Source organism: Cytophaga aurantiaca DSM 3654 (assembly GCF_000379725.1).
Taxonomy (GTDB): Bacteria; Bacteroidota; Bacteroidia; order Cytophagales; family Cytophagaceae; genus Cytophaga; species Cytophaga aurantiaca.
In genome coordinates this window covers 66303-85393 of sequence record NZ_KB903624.1, presented here as the reverse complement: position 1 = coordinate 85393, position 19091 = coordinate 66303, and the positions used below count along the sequence as shown (strand labels likewise).

The window sequence follows — 19091 nt, the reverse complement described above, 5'->3', positions numbered from 1 at the left end:
CGCAGGCACTTGAATATAATTTGCAAGGGATGCATCGCATTAGATGTTAGGTTATGACCCCAGTAGGGATCATATATTTATAGAATACCTTCGGTATTGTGCATAAAAATTATCTGTTATATGATTGCTATAAATATGCGACTCCGCTGGGGTCGTGCTGAAAATAATTTTCAATTGAACTAATTTTTAATAAATAGAATAAGAAAACAATACTATTTATTAGTTGATCTGAAAATATTTTTATTTACCCTGTATCTTTTTGTATCCTTTTCATTATTCTATAAAGAACCACTAAACTTTATAGCCATGAAAAGAACGATTTTGATTGCAGCAGGTACTCTGAGTATCATTTTTTCCGGATATGCGCAAGATGGGTATAATCCATTATCTGTAAGGCCGGTTCATACATCTGATGTGATGTATCAAAAAACAGTGACGCGTGCCTTAGATCTTCGTGAGAAGCAAAATGAACCTTTATTTTCCAGAAATAATGAAATTACAGCATTGATTATAAATGGTGTTATCGATGGCCAAATTAAAGCATACACAAACGATTCGCTGAATACACAAGTGTCGGTAAGCGATTTTTATAAAAAGATGCAATCTCCTGCATTGGCCTCGCTACCTACTGATACGGTTGATCTGTTTCTGGAGTATGGAGAAAACTGGAGAGATGTAAAGAAGATGTTTGAATCAGAAAAATACATGGCACGTGATCTATATCAAATGGAGATAAAAGAAAATGTGTTGTTTGATAAACAGCAATCCAAATGGGTATACGATATTCAAACCATAACAATCTATATACCTGCGGATCATCTTTTGAATACAAGAGGTATACAAACCGTTGTTGCTTCATTCAGTTATAAAGAATTGGCTGAAAATTTATTTAAAGACAATCCCAAAGCGATCTGGTATAATGTAGAGAATGACCACGAAAATAAAAATCTGGCTGATGCATTTGATCTGCGTTTATTCAGCGCGTACATTATAAAAGTTTCAAATCCGCAGGATCTGTATTTATCAGATATGTATTCAGATGAACAGAAAGGCCGCATGGCATCAAACTGGTCTGCTGAAAAGTTAATGGAATACGAACACAATCTTTGGGAATTCTGACGAGTGAAGGGTAGAAGAGGCGTAGAGTACATAGGATGGGAACTCCTATTGTATTCTACGTCCTAATGTTTACACTATTCGATCAATCTTGATTTTATAAAATCAATGGAATGTTGTTGCAGAAATATTTTTATTTCATCGTTTACAAAATTCCATTCCTCTTCTCTTTTCATATAGTTTTCATAAGAAGTAGTTTGGTCGAATAAATGACGTAATGTTTTTCTTGACTTTTTTATTTCGATGAGCGAAGCATCGTTGTTTTCTAATTTTTCAATTTTTAAAAACAATAATACAGTGTCTTGAGCAGAAACTGTTTCTTTATTACGAATGGAGTAATGATTCTTAATTTCTATGACATCAAAAAAGATATTGTCGCTGGAGTCATAATAAAATTTTCGATCTGGTGATTCATTTGCTAGTGCTAAACCAAACCAATTATATATCCTGTCTGTGTTCCATGTATCCATAGCTGTATTCTTTAGATCAAATTAAATTGTTTAAAATGATGCGTGAAATGTTTGTTGTGAAAAATAATCCATTCAGTATAATTCAAGTCGCCTAATGAAGGGTTCGTTGTTTTTATAGTTGGATTTTTTTGAAAGAATTCTTCGAAATAAATTAATTCCTTTTCGAGCTCTGTCAATACTGATTTAATATCAGCATATGTCAATGCCGGCAGTTCTTCTGTTAAGATGGGAGATCTGAATCCATTCGGCATTTCAGCAGGTGAGTATATCAGAGCCTGTTTAAATGCGTTTGCTTTTTCTTCTCTGAACGAACAAGGGTGTGGGATTTTATTGGAAGAGATTTGAACCGTTAACAATAAATGTTCGATCATGTGCTGTGCAGACATTTTTCCAAACGAAGCAACAGAGTTATTTGTTAATGTATTTAAGGAATTTAAAAGGAATTCACGGTTATGTATTTCAATCATGATTTTTTAGCAGCTTGAACGGATGAATAAAGTGAAACGCAAAAAGGAGTGATGTAGGTCAAAATAATTCTCAAAATATTCCTTGCAGTGAAATTCGATTCTAAAAATACGTCGTAACTATTAATTAAGTTTAGCAAACTTCCAACGACCAAAGCTACCAGCAAAGCTCTTTTAATATTATTTGACATATACAAAACCTTCTTTCTATTCAATTTAATAAATATAAAGAAGGTATTGTATAGGTTTTTAATATTTGGTCTGTATTATTAAGACAGTATAGGCTGTTGTGAGTTGGTTATTTAAATGAGTTTTATTGAAAGGAAAGCCCTTTTAATGAATTTTTATCATACCAGAATGGCTCAAAATTGTTTTCCAGTGCAATACATTCAACATTAATTTGGGTACTAACTGCATTTCCAAAGATGCTGCAAACGGCCGCATCTGCAGCATCCCGACCTGTAGCTATTTTTACCAATCCATTCAATGGAACTAATCTAGTTGCATCAAAGATGATCCAGTTGCCTCCGATGTATGCTTCAAAACATGCATGAAAATCCGGTGGATTTAATTTGAATGCATAACCCGTAAAATATCGTGCAGGGATGGATAATGCTCTGCATAAAGCGATACCTAAATGAGCAAAATCACGACAAACTCCAGCACGTTCTATTAGTGTATCAATAGCAGATGTTTGCGAATCTGTGCTGCCGCTAACATATGCTACATTGTTGTAGATCCAGTCTGTAATGGCAAGTACTTTAGAATAGACATTCTCAATTTTGCCGAATTCTTTGTAAGCAAGTTTTTGAAGTTTATCTGATTGACAGTAACGGCTTGGAAAAAGGAATGGAATGATGTCCCCATCTAATTCAACTACCGGAACGGTTTGTAATTCGTGGCCCTGCTCAATAACCTTATAGTTTGTATCAACCGTGGCTGTGTAGGATATAGTGAAGGACGTTTGTTCATCTGCCTTCAAACGAACAAATCTACTTGTATCGGAATTATATGAAAATTCTTCTATTGTGATGGGTGGGGTAACAATTAACGACTCCTCAATAATTTGTTGACTTGCTGTACGCAATGCATGTACATTAAATATAAATGTTGTTGGCAGACTTACTTTGTAAGAAATGTCGCTGTGAATCTTGAATTTCATTGCTTGCTGTTGTTAGAATCTAATTTTTCTTGTAATGTGTCAAAGGTAGAATCAATCCATGTTTCGGGGATTTCATCTAAGGCTGTTTTTAATTTTTCTGCCCACAGTTCTGATATTGCAGCGAGTTCTTTTTGTTCATATCTCTTTTCAAACATTTGAAAAGAATCTTTTTTGTAGAGCACAACATCAATTGGAAAGTCTACATTATTGGAACTTACGCGTGTTGAATCAAAAGAAAGAAATCCAGCTTTCAATGCCTGTTTCATTGAGGTATCCGCATTTAAAATCCGGTTGAGTATTGCTTTGCCTTGTCCTGAATTTCCGATAATTACATAAGGTGAACCTTCATCCAATTCAACCCAATTTCCTTCAGAATAAATAAGAAATAACTTTTGCGTTTCATCATCTTTAAATTGCCCGCCAATAATTGTATTCAAATTGAATTTAAGTCCTGAGTTTAATAAAAATGCCTTGTCTTCTAAAGCTACACGCTTGATTTGTTCGCCAAATGAATTGACAGCTTTATATAGCTTGTTATAACCTTTATTTGTTTCTGTTAATTCCTGAAAATAGTTTATTGCTTTATCTCTCACAGAACGTAATCCGCTAGTCATAATAAACATCGAATGGTTTTCATATTGTTCAATATGTACTTTTTTCTTGGTTGATATATTGGAACCTGCAGTAATACATGTATCTGAGATTGCCACTAAACCATCTTTTACTTTAATAGCTAGACAGTATGTCATAATGCGTACGTAGAAACGATATAAATAAATTAAGAAGTAATTTATAAAGAACCTTCTCTACGAGTATTACAAAAAAATGGAATTCATTTATATTATTCTTCAATGGGAACCTGTTCCAGTAGGTTAAATGGATGTCTGAAAATTTAAAATAATTGCTTGAGGCTATTATAAATAAAAATCCGCATATATTAATTTATAATATATGCGGATGGAGATGAATGTATTTAATATCTATTGAAACTTACCTACAGAGGCGAATTGTGCAACAACATCTCTGTTTTTCATTTTGTCGTTGTTGATGCAAGCCATAATTTCTTCTTCCGGAATATGAAAATCATACAAAGCTAGTACACGGGTTAAATGCTTGCAAAATGTAGATTTAGATTCTTCAATTGTTTCAGAACCTATTTTCCATGCCAGCTGACCTACTGTAGCATCTAAAAACGGCGGGATTTCTTCAAACGGATTCACATCGTGAACCGGGCTATCCAATACGCCAAAGTATACTTTAGTTAACCAACGAACTCTTTTTTCAGGAGACAGTTTTTCCTTTTCCATACCGATTTGTTGTTAAAATAATTACTCTTAAAATATTTATTTGTATTAAAATGACGAAGCTTTGAAAGCCTTTATATTAATATAATAAAATTATTCTTTAAAAGAAAAATTCGGTTTTTATGGTTGGCCTGGTTTATTGCTTTGTGCAGCTATGGTAAGATTACCAGTGTTTAGGTTGTATACGGCTAATAAATAATCGGGGTTTAGATACCACATATTTATTTGCGTGTAATAATTGTCTTCTTCTATATTAACAGGCTGATATGTACCCAGTTCATTGCTGTAATAGTCGAGGAGCTGATTGTATAGGTTCGTTCCCTTTTTTTCGTTGGATTCGTTAAACACAATACTATAACGAATTAATACATCATTTTTGAAATTGAATTCCAATTTACCTTTATAAGATAAAAAGGTGATGTCCTGAATAGATTCCTGCAGACCTTTGGCTCCCAATTGCTCGTTGAAGTCTTCCGCATGGAGTGGCTTTACAGAAGGGATTTTTTCTTTTAGTTCTTCATAGCTGATGCCTAAAGAGAATTTTTCAAACAAAAGTAAATTCGTTTTGTCTTCAGTAGTATAACTTAATTTTGTTGATTTAACAGCCACAGGTGTTGTATCCACTGCAGGAGGCGCAATCGTATCTGCTTTGTTAATTTGAGTTGAATCGATCGCAAGTGTACCATCTGAATCGTTAGAGGTACAGGCAGTAATGGAAGCAATCAGGAATATGAATAGAATTAATTTGTGTTTCATGTTGGTTATATTGGATCTACATTAACAATCATACGGCCTTTATTGCCCATATGTAAGCCATGTTCACTTGAGACAATGGATGCAATTTTATTTTTTACGGATTGCAATCCTTTTATATCTTTTTCTAATTTAACAAAAAGTTCGAAATGATAATAATTTCTTAACCGATCAATTAAAGGTGCCTGAGGTCCAAGTACGCGCTTGCTTCCCAATGCTTCTTTTAATTTGATAGAAAGGGACTGCGCACATCTCATAGCTTCTTTTTTATCCAGGTGCAATACAGAGATGTGTATGATTCTATTAAACGGAGGGTATAGAAACATTTCCCGTTCATATACTTCCCGTGTAAAGAAGTTATCGTAATCATTCTTTTGTATAAATGCGAATACAGGATGTTCCGGCTGTGATGTTTGTATAATCACTTTGCCTTTACCGCTTTTACGGCCTGCTCTGCCGCTTACCTGTACAATCATCTGAAAGGTGCGTTCAATGGCTCTGAAGTCAGGAAAATACAGCATTCTGTCTGCATCGTATACACCAACAAGTTCAACATTGGCAAAGTCTAATCCTTTCGTCACCATTTGAGTACCGATCAGGATATCAATTTCATGCTGACTGAAAGCTGTTATTAATTCAGCGAAACTATTTTTCTTACGTGTGGTATCCAGATCCATTCTGCGGATACGTGCATCCGGTAAGAGTAATTGCAATTCATCTTCAATACGCTCTGTTCCGGAACCTACGGTCTTTAATCGATGCGAACTGCAGCTGTCACATTTTTGCGGAACCTTTCGTGTGAAGCCGCAGTAATGGCAACGCAATTCGTGATTGAACTGATGGTAGGTAAGACTTACCGAACAGCTGTTGCACATGGGAATATTGCCGCAGTCTTCGCATTCCAGCATCGGCGCATAACCCCTTCTGTTCTGAAAGATGATCACCTGCTTTTTATTGGCAATGGTTTCTTTTATTTCATTTAATAAGGCTAAAGAAAATCCCTGCTGTATGGTTTTGTTTTTGCGTTCCTTGCGCATATCTGCAAAGGCTATTTCCGGCAATGCCACATCTCCATAGCGTTTCATCAAAGAAACGTAACCCCATCTGTTTTTTAAGGCAGCATCTCTACTTTCAATGCTTGGCGTTGCAGAACCCAATAATGTTTTTGCATTGTGTATGCGCGCCAGCATTAATGCTGCATCACGTCCATTGTACCGTGGTGCAGGATCCTGCTGCTTATAAGAAGCTTCATGTTCTTCGTCTATGATCAATAGACCTAAATGTGTGAAGGGAAGAAAAACGGCAGACCGTACACCTACAATAAAATCGTAACGGCCTTCCTGCAAGCCTTTCCATACTTCGACACGTTCATTGTCTGAAAAACGGGAATGATATACACCCATCCGATCTCCGAAATATTCTTCAAGACGATTTACGATCTGTGTGGTTAATGCAATTTCAGGAAGTAGTAGTAAAGCCTGAGAACCGTTTTCAATACTGCGTTTGATAAGGTCTATGTAGATCTCCGTTTTACCACTGCCTGTAATGCCATGAAGCAATACGCTGTCTTTGGAATCGAACTGCTGCAGGATGGATTCTTTGGCTGCTTGCTGATCCGCAGAAAGTTCTACCTGTTGCTTTTTTTCATCCGGACGGTAGGAGAGCCTGGAAACAATTTCTTCAAACTCTTCAAAGACTTCATTTTTGATTAATGTTTGAAGAGAAGATGTAGAGATTTCGGATGCAGCAAAAAAAGTTTTTTCTACACCAAGAATATTGCTTCCGGCGTGTTGTATAACAGGTACCTGCTGTAAATAGCGCATCACAACTTCCTGCTGCTTCGGTTTTTTATCAAGTGTATTGACAAGTTCGGAAAGCGATTCTTTGGAAGTATATCTATCCGTTAAGCGGATACGGTTGATGATTTTCGGGGAGTATTTTTCTTTTACTTCTTCAAACAACAGAATCGCTTGTTTCTGGATCAGTAATTTTAAAATGAATTGTACGTTCGCAACATTGATCAGTTTGGAAACATCTTTGTAGCTGAGTGTTGTTGAACGCAGCTCTTGAATGATCCTGCGTTCCTTCTCTGTAAGATCGAAATCTGCTTCTTTAAAAACCGGATTGATCTGGATCATGGATTCGCTGCTCAATTTAAATCCGCTTGGCAAGGCTGCTTGCAGCACTTCTCCATGCGAACATAAATAATATTCAGCCATCCAGTCCATAAACGTGAATTGATAGCTGTTCATTGTCGGAACAAGATCCAACACATCCATCAATTCTTTTGTCTGATAATTTGAAGGCGCAGTTTTATGTATAGTTCGTACAACGCCTGTTACAAATTTGCGCTGTCCAAAGGGTACAATAATTCTTGAACCAATATAAAGTCCATCCACTAAATGCGACGGTATTTTATAGGTGAAAAATTGTGGCAATGGTAATGGTAATACCACATCACAAAATAATTCTTCTTCAAGGGTATTGGTATTGAACATTTGTAGGGCTAAGCAGATTACTTAATAATGGTAACGTTGGGCAAGAGTTTTACTGCAGCGTCAAAGGTTGCAGCAGGCCATTCCGGATGATCTCTTAGATCAAGAACCAATAAGTTTGGCATCTGTGTTAGTACAGGCGGCGTCTTAGACATGTAGCGTGTGCCCATCAGGTTTAAGACTTTTAAGTTTGTTAACGTTGAAAAGGTTGCAGGCAGCGTAGGTATTTTATTGAAAGAAAGATCCAGACATACAAGATTTTTCAATTGTAAGATCTGGTCAGGAAATACAGTAAGCTTCTGCATGGAGAGATCTAATTTCTGTACATTTAATGGATCTTTCAAAGCGTCTTCTAACGAATAATACGTTTTGTATTCGCAAAGTGTATCATAGGCTGCTTGTGCTTTCGCATCTGTATGAACGGAAAATATTCCTGAAAGAATAAGTGCTGTTAGGAAGAATAACTTTTTCATAGGATTTAATTTATACGGTTTAAATGTTCTATTAACTCTGTAACGGAAGTTGTAGGCAATTGACAGGTTTTATTGTAACACAAATAGATGTTTGTTTCATTCTCTTTTGGTTTGCGGTCTTTTAATAAAGGCAAGGTACTTGGCAATACAGAGCCGCAGATAATTTTATTCGGAAAATAATACCGGTCAATTTCTTTTCGGATCTGAATGCTGTCTTTCCCGCTGATAACGATCTCGGCAGTAGGAGACATAAGGCTGGTGATTAAACAGCCCCAATTCGATACATACGATGGATCAGTTAAGAATACATTCTTAAAACGGGATGCTGTTTTGCGGCCGTGCTCTATCCAGTCTTCGTTGTTTAATAATTTACCTAAGTGATACAAGTTACGTGCCAGAGAAGAATTCGATGCGGGAATCACATTGTCGAATATTTCTTTTTTACGGGCAATTAATTTTTCGCTGAGATTTGATGTATAGAAGAATAAGCCTTCGCTTTCATCGTAGAAATAATCGATCACGTGATTTACCAGATTGATTGCCTGGCGCAGCCACTGTTCGTCCAAGCTTACTTCATATAAGGCAAGGTATCCTTCAATAACAAATGTATAATCTTCTAAGAAACCCGGTATGGTTGCTTGTTTGTTTTTGTAAGAATGGAAAAGTGTTTTTCCATCGTACATTTTTGAAACAATGAACTCCGCGTTCATCAATGCAGTGTTCAATATTGCTTCATCGCCTAGTGCACGGTATGCTTCACACAAGCCTTTCAGCATAATGCCGTTCCAGGATGCAAGGATCTTATCATCTAAACCCGGATGTTCGCGCGGATCACGTGCGGAGAATAAGATGTTTTTCCAACGAGAAACAGATTCGTTTAATTTGTCTGCACTCAAATTGTATTTCGCTGCAAACGCTGTATCATCCGTGCGTTTGTATAAAATATTCATTCCATGTTCCCAATTGCCGACTTCGGTAATGGAATAATAATTACAGAACAAAGAAAAATCTTCCTGGATAAGCTCAACAAGTTCTTCGAAATGCCAGCAATAATATTTTCCTTCGATCCCTTCGCTATCCGCATCCAGTGCGGAATAGAAGCCACCTTCTTTTGAAAATAGTTCCCGTGTAAGCCACGTGTAGGTATCTTCGATGACTTCTTTGTACAACGGTTTTTTTGTAAGCGTATAGGCTTCACTGTACAATGCAAGAAGCTGTCCGTTATCGTACAGCATCTTTTCAAAGTGTGGCGCAAACCATTCTCCATCTGTAGAATAACGTGCAAAGCCACCGCCGATGGTATCATAGATGCCGCCCATCGCCATCTTGTCCAGCGTTCGTTCAACATGCTCCAGGGATGCTTTACGTTTTGTTAATGCATAATCACGAAGGAGGTATAGATATATAGAAGGCATCGGGAATTTCGGCACCTTATTCATGCCGCCCATGTTCTGATCAAACTGCTTCGCGATGTTGTCAAATGCCCGATCCAGCTCTTCTATTGTGAATGCCTGAGATTCATCTGTTAATCCATATTTATCAACTTCGCTTTGGTTCAACGCTGCAGCAAAGTTTTCAGCAGATGTATAGATCTCTTCTCTATGATGTATGAATGCATTCGAAATCTGATCCAGTAAATGCAGCCAATTGTCTTTTGGGAAATACGTGCCGCCGTAAAACGGTTTTGTGTCGGGTGTTAGAAAAACATTTAATGGCCAGCCACCGCGTAAACCCATTGCTGATACTGCATCCATGTAAATCTGATCCAGATCCGGGCGCTCTTCGCGATCTATTTTTATATTAACGAAATGCGCATTCATGAGGACTGCTACTTCATCTTTTTCAAAACATTCATGCTCCATCACGTGACACCAGTGACAGGCAGAGTATCCAATACTTACAAGAATAGGTTTATTTTCTGACTTCGCTTTTTGCAACGCTTCTTCACCCCAGGGAAACCATTCAACCGGGTTGTGCGCATGCTGTAACAGATACGGACTACTTTCTGTTGCTAAACGGTTTGTGTGGGCGTGTGAAGATTTCATAAACTTAGTTGCGTTGAGCTTTTAACGAAGCAATTTCATCTGCGGTGTTCCAGTATTGGAACTGAGAGAAACGATCGATAGCCTGTATAATAAATTGTTGATGTGCTTCAGAGGTCGGATGATACGCTTTGTGATGCAGTAGTTTTTGCAACTGATCCCATTCCGTTAATGCTTCTTGTAAGTCAGAAGAGAAAAGCCATTGCGCAAGTTTGTTCCAGATGTATTTTTCAGCCTGCGTACTCGGATGGATGAGATCTTCCGCGTAATATCTATAGTCGCGCAGATCATCCAGCTGAATTTCGTATGCAGGAAAGTAATGACAATCGTTGTGCTGCTCGCAGATGTAATGCACAGAAGACAAGAGGATCGATTTACTCACGCTGTTCAATTGCAGCGTATCTTTAATATGCCTTACGGGACTAACGGTGAAGATGATCTTTATATTCGGATTGAATGTTTTCAATTTTGAATACAGCACGTCAAAGTCTTCCAGGATGTGTTTTACGGAAAGCAATTCTTTTTTGAAATACCGACCACTTTGTTTGTGACAGTTGTTTACAATGGTGTTCGTATCAACATGTCGATATACCCATGCAGTACCAAGCGTAATAACTAAAACAGATGCACGAGCCAGTGTTTTTGTTGTGGCTGCGATCCGTTCGTTGCTGATGGCATGTAATTCTGCGGAACTCAATGCTGATACTTCAGAATGAAATTGGTGATCGTACCATACTTCACCTAAAGCAGCAGGGAAGGGGTTGAATTTTTGGTCAATTGAAATGGAAAGCAATTGAAAGATTGAAATAGGATTGAAGGTTGTACCGAATGGATTGGCAGCAACATCAAACTTGTATGACTGCAGACGTGCTCCGATCATATCTGAAAAACAAGAGCCTATTGTCACGACCGTTTGGTTGTGTTCAAGTGTAAATGGAGCTTTGCCGGGAGATATTTCGGTACGGGTTTGCATGCAGCTGGTATTTACTACAAAGTACGAACTTATTCATAAAGATGCTACTGCCGTAATTTTGCAGCTTTGTTCTCTAATTATCTAAGTTCTAAATAACAAAAAACAAATTCCAAACGAATAGAAAAGACTAAACCTTAAATGAAATATAGATATAAATCCTTGTTTGCAGTAGTTTGGATTTTGTTTTTTGTTATTTGGAATTTAGCAAGAAGGCATAAAAAAAGCCTCTTATGTACAAGACACAAGAGGCTTTATGTTAATGGTAGACGAGAATTACTCAGCTACTACTGTAAATTTCAATTCAACTTTCACTTCTTTGTGTAAGTCAACTACTGCAGTGTGCTCACCAGCATCTTTAACATCACCTTTGAAAGCGATTTTCTTACGATCTACATTGATGCCTTTTTTAGCTAATGCATCAGAGATTTGTAAAGATGTAACTGCACCGAAGATTTTACCTGTATCACCAACTTTAGCAGCAATCTCAAGTGCAAGACCTGCGATTTTCTCTGAAGTAGCAACAGCGTCTTTCTTCAATTTCTCTGCTTTGTGAGCTGCTTGCTTAATGTTTTCAGCAACAACTTTTTTAGCAGAATCAGTAGCATTGATAGCGTATCCGCGTGGGATAAGGAAGTTATTTCCGTATCCAGCTTTTACTTGAACTAAGTCATTCTTATAACCTAATCCTTTGATGTCTTCTTTTAAAATAACTTCCATGATTTTACCTCCTTTAGATTATTTTAAAGAATCTGTTACGTATGGCAATAAACCAATTAAACGAGCACGTTTAACCGCTTGAGCTACTTTGCGTTGAAATTTCAAGCTTGTACCTGTAAGACGACGTGGTAAGATTTTACCTTGCTCATTTACAAATTTCAATAAGAAATTTGGATCTTTATAGTCGATGTAAAATATGCCCATTTTCTTGAAACGGCAATATTTTTTTCTGTTCTCGACTCTGTTGATTGATTCGTTCTGAAGTGTCATAATTATGCTTTCTCCTCCACTTTTTCAGATTTCTTGAATTCGCCTTTTTTTCTTTTGATGTTGTATGCAATAGCATGCTTATCCAATGCGGTTGTTAAAAAACGCATGATACGCTCATCTCTGCGATACTCAGTTTCAAGAGTATTGATTATTGAAGTTTTAGCTTCAAATTCAACAAGGTGGTAGAAACCAGTGTTTTTCTTTTGAATTGGGTAAGCAAGCTTACGCAACCCCCAGCTTTCTTCGTTCACAATCTTAGCGCCGTTATCCACGAGCACTTGCTTGAACTTCTGTGCGGCATCCTTCATCTGAGAATCAGATAAAACGGGAGTTAAAATGAATACCGTCTCGTACTGTTTAAGTGACATAGTTAATTGTTATATATTAATTTATAAGGATTGCAAAGGTAAGGTATTTGAACCTGAATACCAAAAAAAGTTAAATGGATTAATAAGAGCCAGACTCGTAATTTCCAGATAGTAAAGTCAATAAATCCGAACACCTAAAAAAGAATAAAAAAAGCCCTTTAAAGTTAATTAAAGGGCTTTTTGTGTGTCTAACGACAATGATTAGCTAATAACAAATGTTCCGGTACCGATTAATGCACCTTCACAATATACTTCGATTGTATGCTTTCCAACTTTCCATGCACCTTCTTTTGTATAAGAAACAGTTACAGGAGAAATCAAGCCATTGTATAAAATGCTTGTTTTTGTTGTGTAGAACAATGTTTGTGTATTGTATTTGAACTCACCGTTAGATGAACCTGTAATAGTAGCACCATCCGGTTCAACGATACGGATAAACAATTCTTTTGTGTTTTTAGGAGCGATTTTGTTCTCAGCAACCGTGAATAAGATCTTGATCTGACCAAGTGACTTGCCTTTATATGCATCGTCAATTTTTTCTTTTCCTTTAGAACTTACTGAAATTACTTTGATGTTTTCAGCTTTTAAAACAGAAGCAATAGCTACTTTTTGTGCTAAAGCACCTTTTTCTTCTTCTAATGTAGAGATTACCTGAGTTTTTTGAACAATTTCAGCATTTTTGATATTCAATGTTGAATCTTTCTGAGTTAATTGAATATTTAATGCAGCAACTTTAGCTTCTGCTTCGTCCTTTAACTTATTTGCATTTGCAATTTCACCCTGAACGCTGTTGTATTTGCTTCTGTAGTAATTAGCATCTTTCTGCAATTTTACTTTTATTGATTCAAGTTCTTGAATCTGAGCTTCTAATGCTTCATTTTTTCCACCAGCTTCTGCAAGTTGAGCACTGATTGTCTTTAACTCTTCAATTTTAGCAGTTAAAGCAGTGGTTAAACTATCGCGTTGAGCATTTCCTTCTTGTATCGTAACTGCCTGCTGCTTGATTTCATCGTTTTGTTTGTAATTAAAGAACCCTTGAATACCATTAACAGCAAGTAATACAACGGCTAAAACAACAATCCATACTTTATTGTTGTTCTTTTCTTCTTTAACAACTTGTTTTTTTTCCTGACTCATAAAAGATGCGTTTTTGAAAAGTTTGACTGTAAAAATACCAAATCTTCTTTTAAATCCAATTTTTAAACAGATTAAGTACATATTTTTGGATTTATTGCCTGTACTGTACTAAGAATGTGTTAAATGGTTTTTCTTAAATAAGCTTTGATTTGCGTCATAAGGTTCTTTTGTTTATTCCAAGGTGCAATTGAACAGATTATGAATTACAGAAATCTAGCTTTAACTTTGAGTTCCTTTATTATTTAATATTCCAACAAACATGAATATCATAATTCCTAAAATACATCATTCAGATTCCAAAAACTTTTTTCTTATAGCTGGTCCATGTGTTGTTGAAGGCAGAGATATCTGCTTCGAAATAGCAGAGAAGCTGATCGCCATGACCGATAAATATAAGATTCCCTTGGTATTTAAAGGATCATACCGTAAAGCAAACCGTACAAAAGTGGATTCGTTCACAGGCATCGGTGATGAAAAGGCATTGAAAATTCTGGAAGAAGTCGGAAAGTCTTTTAGTATTCCAACGATTACAGATATACATGAATCGCATGAAGCTGCTATGGCGGCTGCTTACGTTGATGTATTGCAGATTCCGGCATTTTTATGCCGCCAAACAGAATTGTTGGTTGCAGCAGCGCAAACAGGTAAGGTAGTTAGTGTTAAGAAAGGACAGTTCTTATCCGGACAATCGATGCAGTTTGCGGTAGAAAAAATTAAAGCTGCCGGTAATAATAACGTGATGCTTACCGATAGAGGAAACTCATTCGGCTACAGCGATCTTGTGGTAGATTACAGAAACATTGTTGAAATGAAAGCATTTGATGTTCCGGTTGTAATGGACTGTACACATTCACTTCAACAGCCGAATCAATCATCGGGCGTAACAGGCGGTAAACCTGCTTTGATCGAAACGATTGCAAAAGCAGCGATTGCAGTAGGGGCAGATGGCTTGTTTATGGAAACACACCCAAATCCTGCGAAGGCCTTATCAGATGGTGCAAACATGATTGCACTGGATAATCTGGAAGCAGTGCTGGCGAGATTGGTAAGAATTAGAGAAGCAATATTGTAAGTAATACGTTTTATGTTTTAAGTTTTAAGAAATGCACGTAGATGCTGTTCTTAAAACTTAAAACATATTACTTAAAACTTTTTAAAAACGTAGCTTGAAATTTTCTTTCTCCTGTCCGGTATGGAAGTACAGCAATCCAATCTGCCATAGATCTATACTTACCGTTACCGCTTTTTTCGACGACAATACTTCCCAGGCTTTCGTCATTGGGTACGACCAGTAAATGTCATCCATGATGATTAATCCTTTCCATGTAACACATTCCATAAGCTGTTCAACATAGTTGATCGTTGGTTCAAAGCGATGGTTTGCATCAATGTAGGCAACATCGATCTGTGGATGCTGCTTTAAAAATGCAGGCAGCGTTTCATCAATATCTCCTTCAATAATTTCAATATTGGTAAGCCCTGCTAATTTGAAGAATTCTCTGGATAATTCGATCAGCGAAGAATTTGCTTCGAATGTATATATTTTAGCATTGGGACAGGTTGCAGCAATATACGCAGTGGTAATGCCGAAGCTGGTTCCCAACTCAACAACAATTTGAGGTGTACGTTCATCAACCAGTCTGCAGATCAATTGTCGCCATGGTAGCGATTTAATGGAATGCTTTGCAAGTCGTTTGATCGGTACGCGAATATTTTTATGCAGACTTGTACCTGCTCCGGGATTTTTATTGGTGATCAGGTGGTGGTCACTGATGAGTTCAAAATAATGTTGTTCTAATTGCTCATAATTCGGAAAACCATGATTTTGAATGGTTGTTGTATACAGCTGATATACAAAAGGAGAATGCAATCCATGCTCGTTGTGGCCAACGATGTAGTGTTTTACAAATTCAAAAAAGCGATATAAAAGAGAGAAAAGTTTCAATTCAATTTGAATGGAGCAATGAGTGTAAATTCCGGAATAATAACTGAAAATTGTTTGCCATCAACAATGCGTTCCATTAAATAGGTGCCACGCATTTTACCCATTTCGGTTTGCAGATTGCATCCCGATACGTATTCATGAGAAGTACCGGGCTCAAGTGTCGGTTGCTGACCAACAACACCTTCGCCTTCAACTTCGCGTACTACGCCGTTTGCATCGTGTATGAACCAATGTCTTCGCAGCAAACGAATGGTATGTTCACCATAATTCTCAATATTGATGCGATACGTAAATACATAATGGCCCTGCATAGGACTTGAATATTCCTGCTGGTAATTTGTTTCGATGCTAACTCGTACGCCTTCTGTAATTTTTGATATCATTCTGATAAAGAATTCTAGTAGTTTGATTGATAACAGTTAAATTTACCGATAGTTTTCTAAATAACCACACCAAATCTAAATTATGTCTGAAGATATTAAAATTGAATCGTCCTGGAAAAATAAATTGCAGGATGAATTTCAAAAGGAATATTTTAAGGAGCTAATCACTTTTGTTCGTGAAGAATATAAAACAAAAGTGATTTACCCTGCAGGTAAGGATATTTTTAAAGCCTTTGATGAATGCCCGTTTGATCAGGTTCGAGTGGTGATTATCGGACAGGATCCCTATCATGGAGCAGGACAGGCACATGGATTGTGTTTTTCAGTAAATGACGGTGTTTCTCAGCCACCATCTTTAAAAAATATATTTAAAGAAATAGAATCCGATCTTGGGAAGCCTGCCCCTAGATCCGGCAATTTAGAGCGTTGGGCAAAGCAAGGCGTATTATTATTAAATGCAACGCTAACCGTTCAGGCAAATGCAGCAGGTTCACATCAAAAGAAAGGCTGGGAAACGTTTACAGATGCAGTGATCCAGAAAGTATCTGATGAAAAAGAACATGTGGTGTTTGTTTTGTGGGGAGCGTATGCGCAGAAAAAAGGACAGATCATAGATACAAAAAAACACTGTGTGCTTCAATCCGCGCATCCATCGCCATTCTCTGCGTATAATGGATTTTTAGGAAATAAACATTTTAGCAAAACAAATGCGTATTTGAAATCGGTTGGTAAAAAAGAAATTGAATGGTAGAAGGTATTAATGGCGAATGATTTCAGATAGAATCTCTGAAATTTTTTTGGACTGAGTATATACCATTATATGTTTTCCGTTTGGAACAATGTATGTAGGATTCGTATATCGGATCGGAAACATTTGATCTGTAGAGCCATGAATGTGGTATAAATTTTTTATCGTTTCTGTTTGTTTCCAATTTATAATAGATGTTACAGCCCATCTGAAAAAGGTAATGTTTGTATCAACAAGCATTGAATAAAATAAAGATTGTTCTTCACTGTTTGTAACACCCATATGTTTGTATACAAAAGGAATTTTTATTTGTAGAAAACGTTTAGGGATGAATTTGTGGATCGGTACTATGTTTAAAATCTTAAAATACCAGGGACGTTCTGTTTGTGAGGATATGCTGGAAATAAGAATTATTTTTTCAGCGGATAAAATTTTAGAAAGCTCAATGGATAGAATGCCTCCAAAGGACAGGCCTATGATACAGAAAGGTTCAGTTGTATTTATTTTTGATGAAAATCGCAGAGCATATTCTTGCAGCGTTTCGTTTTTTAGCGGAATAATCCAATCCAGATAAACGATCTTGTATGTGTTTGAAATCGTTATTTTTTCAAATATACGTTTGTCTGCACCTAAACCACTTATAAAATAAAGTGTCATCTAACTTATTTATTCTTCTCACTAAATCTCTGCAATGATTCTTTTGCTTTTCGTTTAATCGAAGTAGGTAAAATGCCAAAGAAGTTCAGGATAGAAGCACGGTAGCCCAATGCCTGCTTTGCCCATAGATTAAGGTCGAACATGTCTATCTGACGGATAATTTTTCCGTCTTTAAATTCGAATGTGGAAGTAACTTTATTTACAACCGGACGTTTTGTTTTTGAAAAAACATATTCAGCTTTCCAATGTGCTCTGCCGGTGTTTGCATCTGCAGAAATATTATTATAATCAATCGTTAATGAGCTGTTTTGTCCGAGCAGCATGCGCCACATGTTTTTCGCTTCAGCACCCGTTAAGGTGCCAAATGCCGGATCAGTAAATACGATATGATCGTGATAGCACGAAATCATTCCTTCTGCATCTTTGGATTTGAACGAATGATAAAAATGTTCTAAAAGTTCCTGATGTAGCATAATTGAAAATAGTTAATGATAGACTGAAAGATTATATAAATTACTTTAGATAAATATGAAATCAAAGTAGAAACAATTAATAATCCATTTAGTCCACGAAGATTAATCTTATTAGACCGAATTTGTGATAAAAAGATTAATTAAACGGGATTTTTTTATCTTTTGAAAAAAGGCTTAATTGTGTGCTGTATGTATATTTTTGAAATCTTTTTGAATTCAACATATATATTTTCATTAAAACCCCTAAAATATGAAAAGTAAAATTTTAAGCATTGTTGCCATGATCCTGGTAGTATATACTACTCAAGCCCAGTTAGTGGATAGTTCACAAATTATAATGGAACAGATTGAAAGTTCCCTGCAATATAAAACAGGCGTTATTGAATTGCCTGAAGGCGATGCCACTATTACAGTACCCAAAGGTTTTAAATTTTTAGGGAAAGAACAAAGTAATTATTTATTGACGGATATCTGGAACAATGAACCTGACAGTACTATTTTAGGAATGTTGGTTTCGGATCAGGGAATATATACCGGTGTGATCTATACGGTGAGTTATGATCCCATGGGATATGTAAAAGATGAAGATGCCGATGATATTAATTACGATGACTTGCTTAAAGAACAACAACAGGAAACACAGGATGGAAATCCAGAACGTGTTCGGTTGGGATATCAGCCTATAGAATTTATCGGATGGGCAGCGAATCCATATTACGATGCGGATAAAAAAGTATTGCATTGGGCGAAAGAATTGAAGTTTGGTCAGGACTCAATTAATACATTGAATTATAATTTAAGAATATTGGGAAGGAAAGGAGTATTTATGTTAAATGCCATTTCAACAATTGATCAATTGTCTGAAGTGAATACACACGTTAATGATGTGCTGGGGAGTGTAACATTTAAAAAAGGGAGTACGTATTTTGATTTTGATCCGGATGTGGATGAAGTTGCTGCATGGACTGTTGGTGGATTGGTTGCTGGAAAAATATTGGCAAAGGTTGGTTTTTTTGCACTGTTTATTAAATTTTGGAAAGTCATAGGTTTAGCACTGGTTGCTTTTGGCGGTGCAATCTGGAAGTTTATAACGGGCAAAAGAGAGAAAAATACGTATACCAAAGAATAAACAAAAAGGTAA

General features: G+C 36.6%; 23 protein-coding genes. 4 read left to right on the top strand and 19 right to left on the bottom strand.

Going from position 1 to position 19091, the window contains the following annotated elements:
* Nucleotides 1–306 precede the first annotated feature (306 nt).
* Entirely contained in the window at nt 307–1119 is an 813-nt protein-coding gene (porN, locus tag A3EE_RS0104625; protein ID WP_018342272.1) for a type IX secretion system ring subunit PorN/GldN, read from the top strand.
* A 74-nt stretch (nt 1120–1193) separates the two neighbouring features.
* On the opposite strand, the gene A3EE_RS0104620 is transcribed toward porN, so the two are convergent.
* From A3EE_RS0104620 to A3EE_RS0104555, 15 genes are all read right to left on the bottom strand, one after another.
* Nucleotides 1194–1586, bottom strand: coding sequence for a hypothetical protein (locus A3EE_RS0104620; RefSeq protein WP_018342271.1), 393 nt, complete (start codon nt 1584–1586; stop codon nt 1194–1196).
* Nucleotides 1587–1597: 11 nt separating this feature from the next.
* Nucleotides 1598–2053, bottom strand: a complete 456-nt coding sequence (locus A3EE_RS0104615; RefSeq protein ID WP_018342270.1) for a DUF1569 domain-containing protein — start codon at nt 2051–2053, stop codon at nt 1598–1600.
* Nucleotides 2050–2241, bottom strand: coding sequence for a nitrate/nitrite transporter NrtS (gene nrtS, locus A3EE_RS22245; protein WP_083921242.1), 192 nt, complete (start codon nt 2239–2241; stop codon nt 2050–2052). Before nrtS ends, A3EE_RS0104615 begins: the two co-directional genes overlap by 4 nt.
* A 122-nt stretch (nt 2242–2363) precedes the next feature.
* Nucleotides 2364–3212 carry a transglutaminase-like domain-containing protein gene (locus A3EE_RS0104610; RefSeq protein WP_018342269.1) on the bottom strand — a complete coding sequence of 283 codons (849 nt, stop codon included), beginning with the start codon at nt 3210–3212 and terminating at the stop codon, nt 2364–2366.
* On the bottom strand, nt 3209–3961 hold the full coding sequence (locus A3EE_RS0104605; RefSeq protein ID WP_018342268.1) for a proteasome-type protease: 753 nt from the start codon (nt 3959–3961) through the stop codon (nt 3209–3211). Before A3EE_RS0104605 ends, A3EE_RS0104610 begins: the two co-directional genes overlap by 4 nt.
* A 231-nt stretch (nt 3962–4192) precedes the next feature.
* Nucleotides 4193–4519, bottom strand: coding sequence for a hypothetical protein (locus A3EE_RS0104600; RefSeq protein ID WP_018342267.1), 327 nt, complete (start codon nt 4517–4519; stop codon nt 4193–4195).
* Between the two features lie 117 nt (nt 4520–4636).
* The gene (locus A3EE_RS0104595) at nt 4637–5272 is read right to left on the bottom strand and encodes a hypothetical protein (RefSeq protein WP_018342266.1); all 636 of its coding nucleotides are present in this window, start codon (nt 5270–5272) and stop codon (nt 4637–4639) included.
* 5 nt (nt 5273–5277) lie between these two features.
* Nucleotides 5278–7767, bottom strand: coding sequence for a replication restart helicase PriA (gene priA / locus A3EE_RS20005; protein ID WP_018342265.1), 2490 nt, complete (start codon nt 7765–7767; stop codon nt 5278–5280).
* A 17-nt stretch (nt 7768–7784) separates the two neighbouring features.
* The gene (locus A3EE_RS20000; RefSeq protein ID WP_018342264.1) at nt 7785–8237 is read right to left on the bottom strand and encodes a leucine-rich repeat domain-containing protein; all 453 of its coding nucleotides are present in this window, start codon (nt 8235–8237) and stop codon (nt 7785–7787) included.
* A gap of 5 nt (nt 8238–8242) precedes the next feature.
* The gene (locus A3EE_RS0104580; RefSeq protein ID WP_018342263.1) at nt 8243–10282 is read right to left on the bottom strand and encodes a thioredoxin domain-containing protein; all 2040 of its coding nucleotides are present in this window, start codon (nt 10280–10282) and stop codon (nt 8243–8245) included.
* A gap of 4 nt (nt 10283–10286) precedes the next feature.
* A complete protein-coding gene (locus A3EE_RS0104575) occupies nt 10287–11252 on the bottom strand; it encodes a GSCFA domain-containing protein (protein WP_018342262.1) in 966 nt (321 codons plus the stop codon).
* Between the two features lie 273 nt (nt 11253–11525).
* Nucleotides 11526–11969, bottom strand: a complete 444-nt coding sequence (gene rplI / locus A3EE_RS0104570) for a 50S ribosomal protein L9 (RefSeq protein WP_018342261.1) — start codon at nt 11967–11969, stop codon at nt 11526–11528.
* A gap of 18 nt (nt 11970–11987) precedes the next feature.
* Nucleotides 11988–12239, bottom strand: coding sequence for a 30S ribosomal protein S18 (gene rpsR, locus A3EE_RS0104565; protein ID WP_018342260.1), 252 nt, complete (start codon nt 12237–12239; stop codon nt 11988–11990).
* A gap of 2 nt (nt 12240–12241) precedes the next feature.
* Nucleotides 12242–12607 carry a 30S ribosomal protein S6 gene (rpsF, locus tag A3EE_RS0104560; protein WP_018342259.1) on the bottom strand — a complete coding sequence of 122 codons (366 nt, stop codon included), beginning with the start codon at nt 12605–12607 and terminating at the stop codon, nt 12242–12244.
* Nucleotides 12608–12808: 201 nt separating this feature from the next.
* Entirely contained in the window at nt 12809–13744 is a 936-nt protein-coding gene (locus tag A3EE_RS0104555; RefSeq protein WP_018342258.1) for a hypothetical protein, read from the bottom strand.
* Between the two features lie 259 nt (nt 13745–14003).
* Here A3EE_RS0104555 and kdsA point away from each other — a divergent pair, with 259 nt between their 5' ends.
* The gene (gene kdsA / locus A3EE_RS0104550; RefSeq protein ID WP_018342257.1) at nt 14004–14816 is read left to right on the top strand and encodes a 3-deoxy-8-phosphooctulonate synthase; all 813 of its coding nucleotides are present in this window, start codon (nt 14004–14006) and stop codon (nt 14814–14816) included.
* A gap of 81 nt (nt 14817–14897) precedes the next feature.
* On the opposite strand, the gene A3EE_RS0104545 is transcribed toward kdsA, so the two are convergent.
* Nucleotides 14898–15689 carry an O-methyltransferase gene (locus tag A3EE_RS0104545; RefSeq protein WP_018342256.1) on the bottom strand — a complete coding sequence of 264 codons (792 nt, stop codon included), beginning with the start codon at nt 15687–15689 and terminating at the stop codon, nt 14898–14900.
* On the bottom strand, nt 15686–16072 hold the full coding sequence (gene apaG / locus A3EE_RS0104540) for a Co2+/Mg2+ efflux protein ApaG (RefSeq protein WP_018342255.1): 387 nt from the start codon (nt 16070–16072) through the stop codon (nt 15686–15688). Before apaG ends, A3EE_RS0104545 begins: the two co-directional genes overlap by 4 nt.
* Nucleotides 16073–16154: 82 nt before the next feature.
* Here apaG and ung point away from each other — a divergent pair, with 82 nt between their 5' ends.
* Entirely contained in the window at nt 16155–16823 is a 669-nt protein-coding gene (gene ung, locus A3EE_RS0104535) for a uracil-DNA glycosylase (RefSeq protein ID WP_018342254.1), read from the top strand.
* 6 nt (nt 16824–16829) lie between these two features.
* Here ung and A3EE_RS0104530 read toward each other — a convergent pair whose 3' ends face one another.
* On the bottom strand, nt 16830–17477 hold the full coding sequence (locus tag A3EE_RS0104530; RefSeq protein WP_018342253.1) for a hypothetical protein: 648 nt from the start codon (nt 17475–17477) through the stop codon (nt 16830–16832).
* Between the two features lie 5 nt (nt 17478–17482).
* On the bottom strand, nt 17483–17950 hold the full coding sequence (locus A3EE_RS0104525; protein WP_018342252.1) for a nuclear transport factor 2 family protein: 468 nt from the start codon (nt 17948–17950) through the stop codon (nt 17483–17485).
* 250 nt (nt 17951–18200) lie between these two features.
* Between A3EE_RS0104525 and A3EE_RS19995 the strand changes: the two genes are divergently transcribed.
* Nucleotides 18201–19079, top strand: coding sequence for a DUF2167 domain-containing protein (locus A3EE_RS19995; RefSeq protein ID WP_018342251.1), 879 nt, complete (start codon nt 18201–18203; stop codon nt 19077–19079).
* Nucleotides 19080–19091 lie beyond the last annotated feature (12 nt).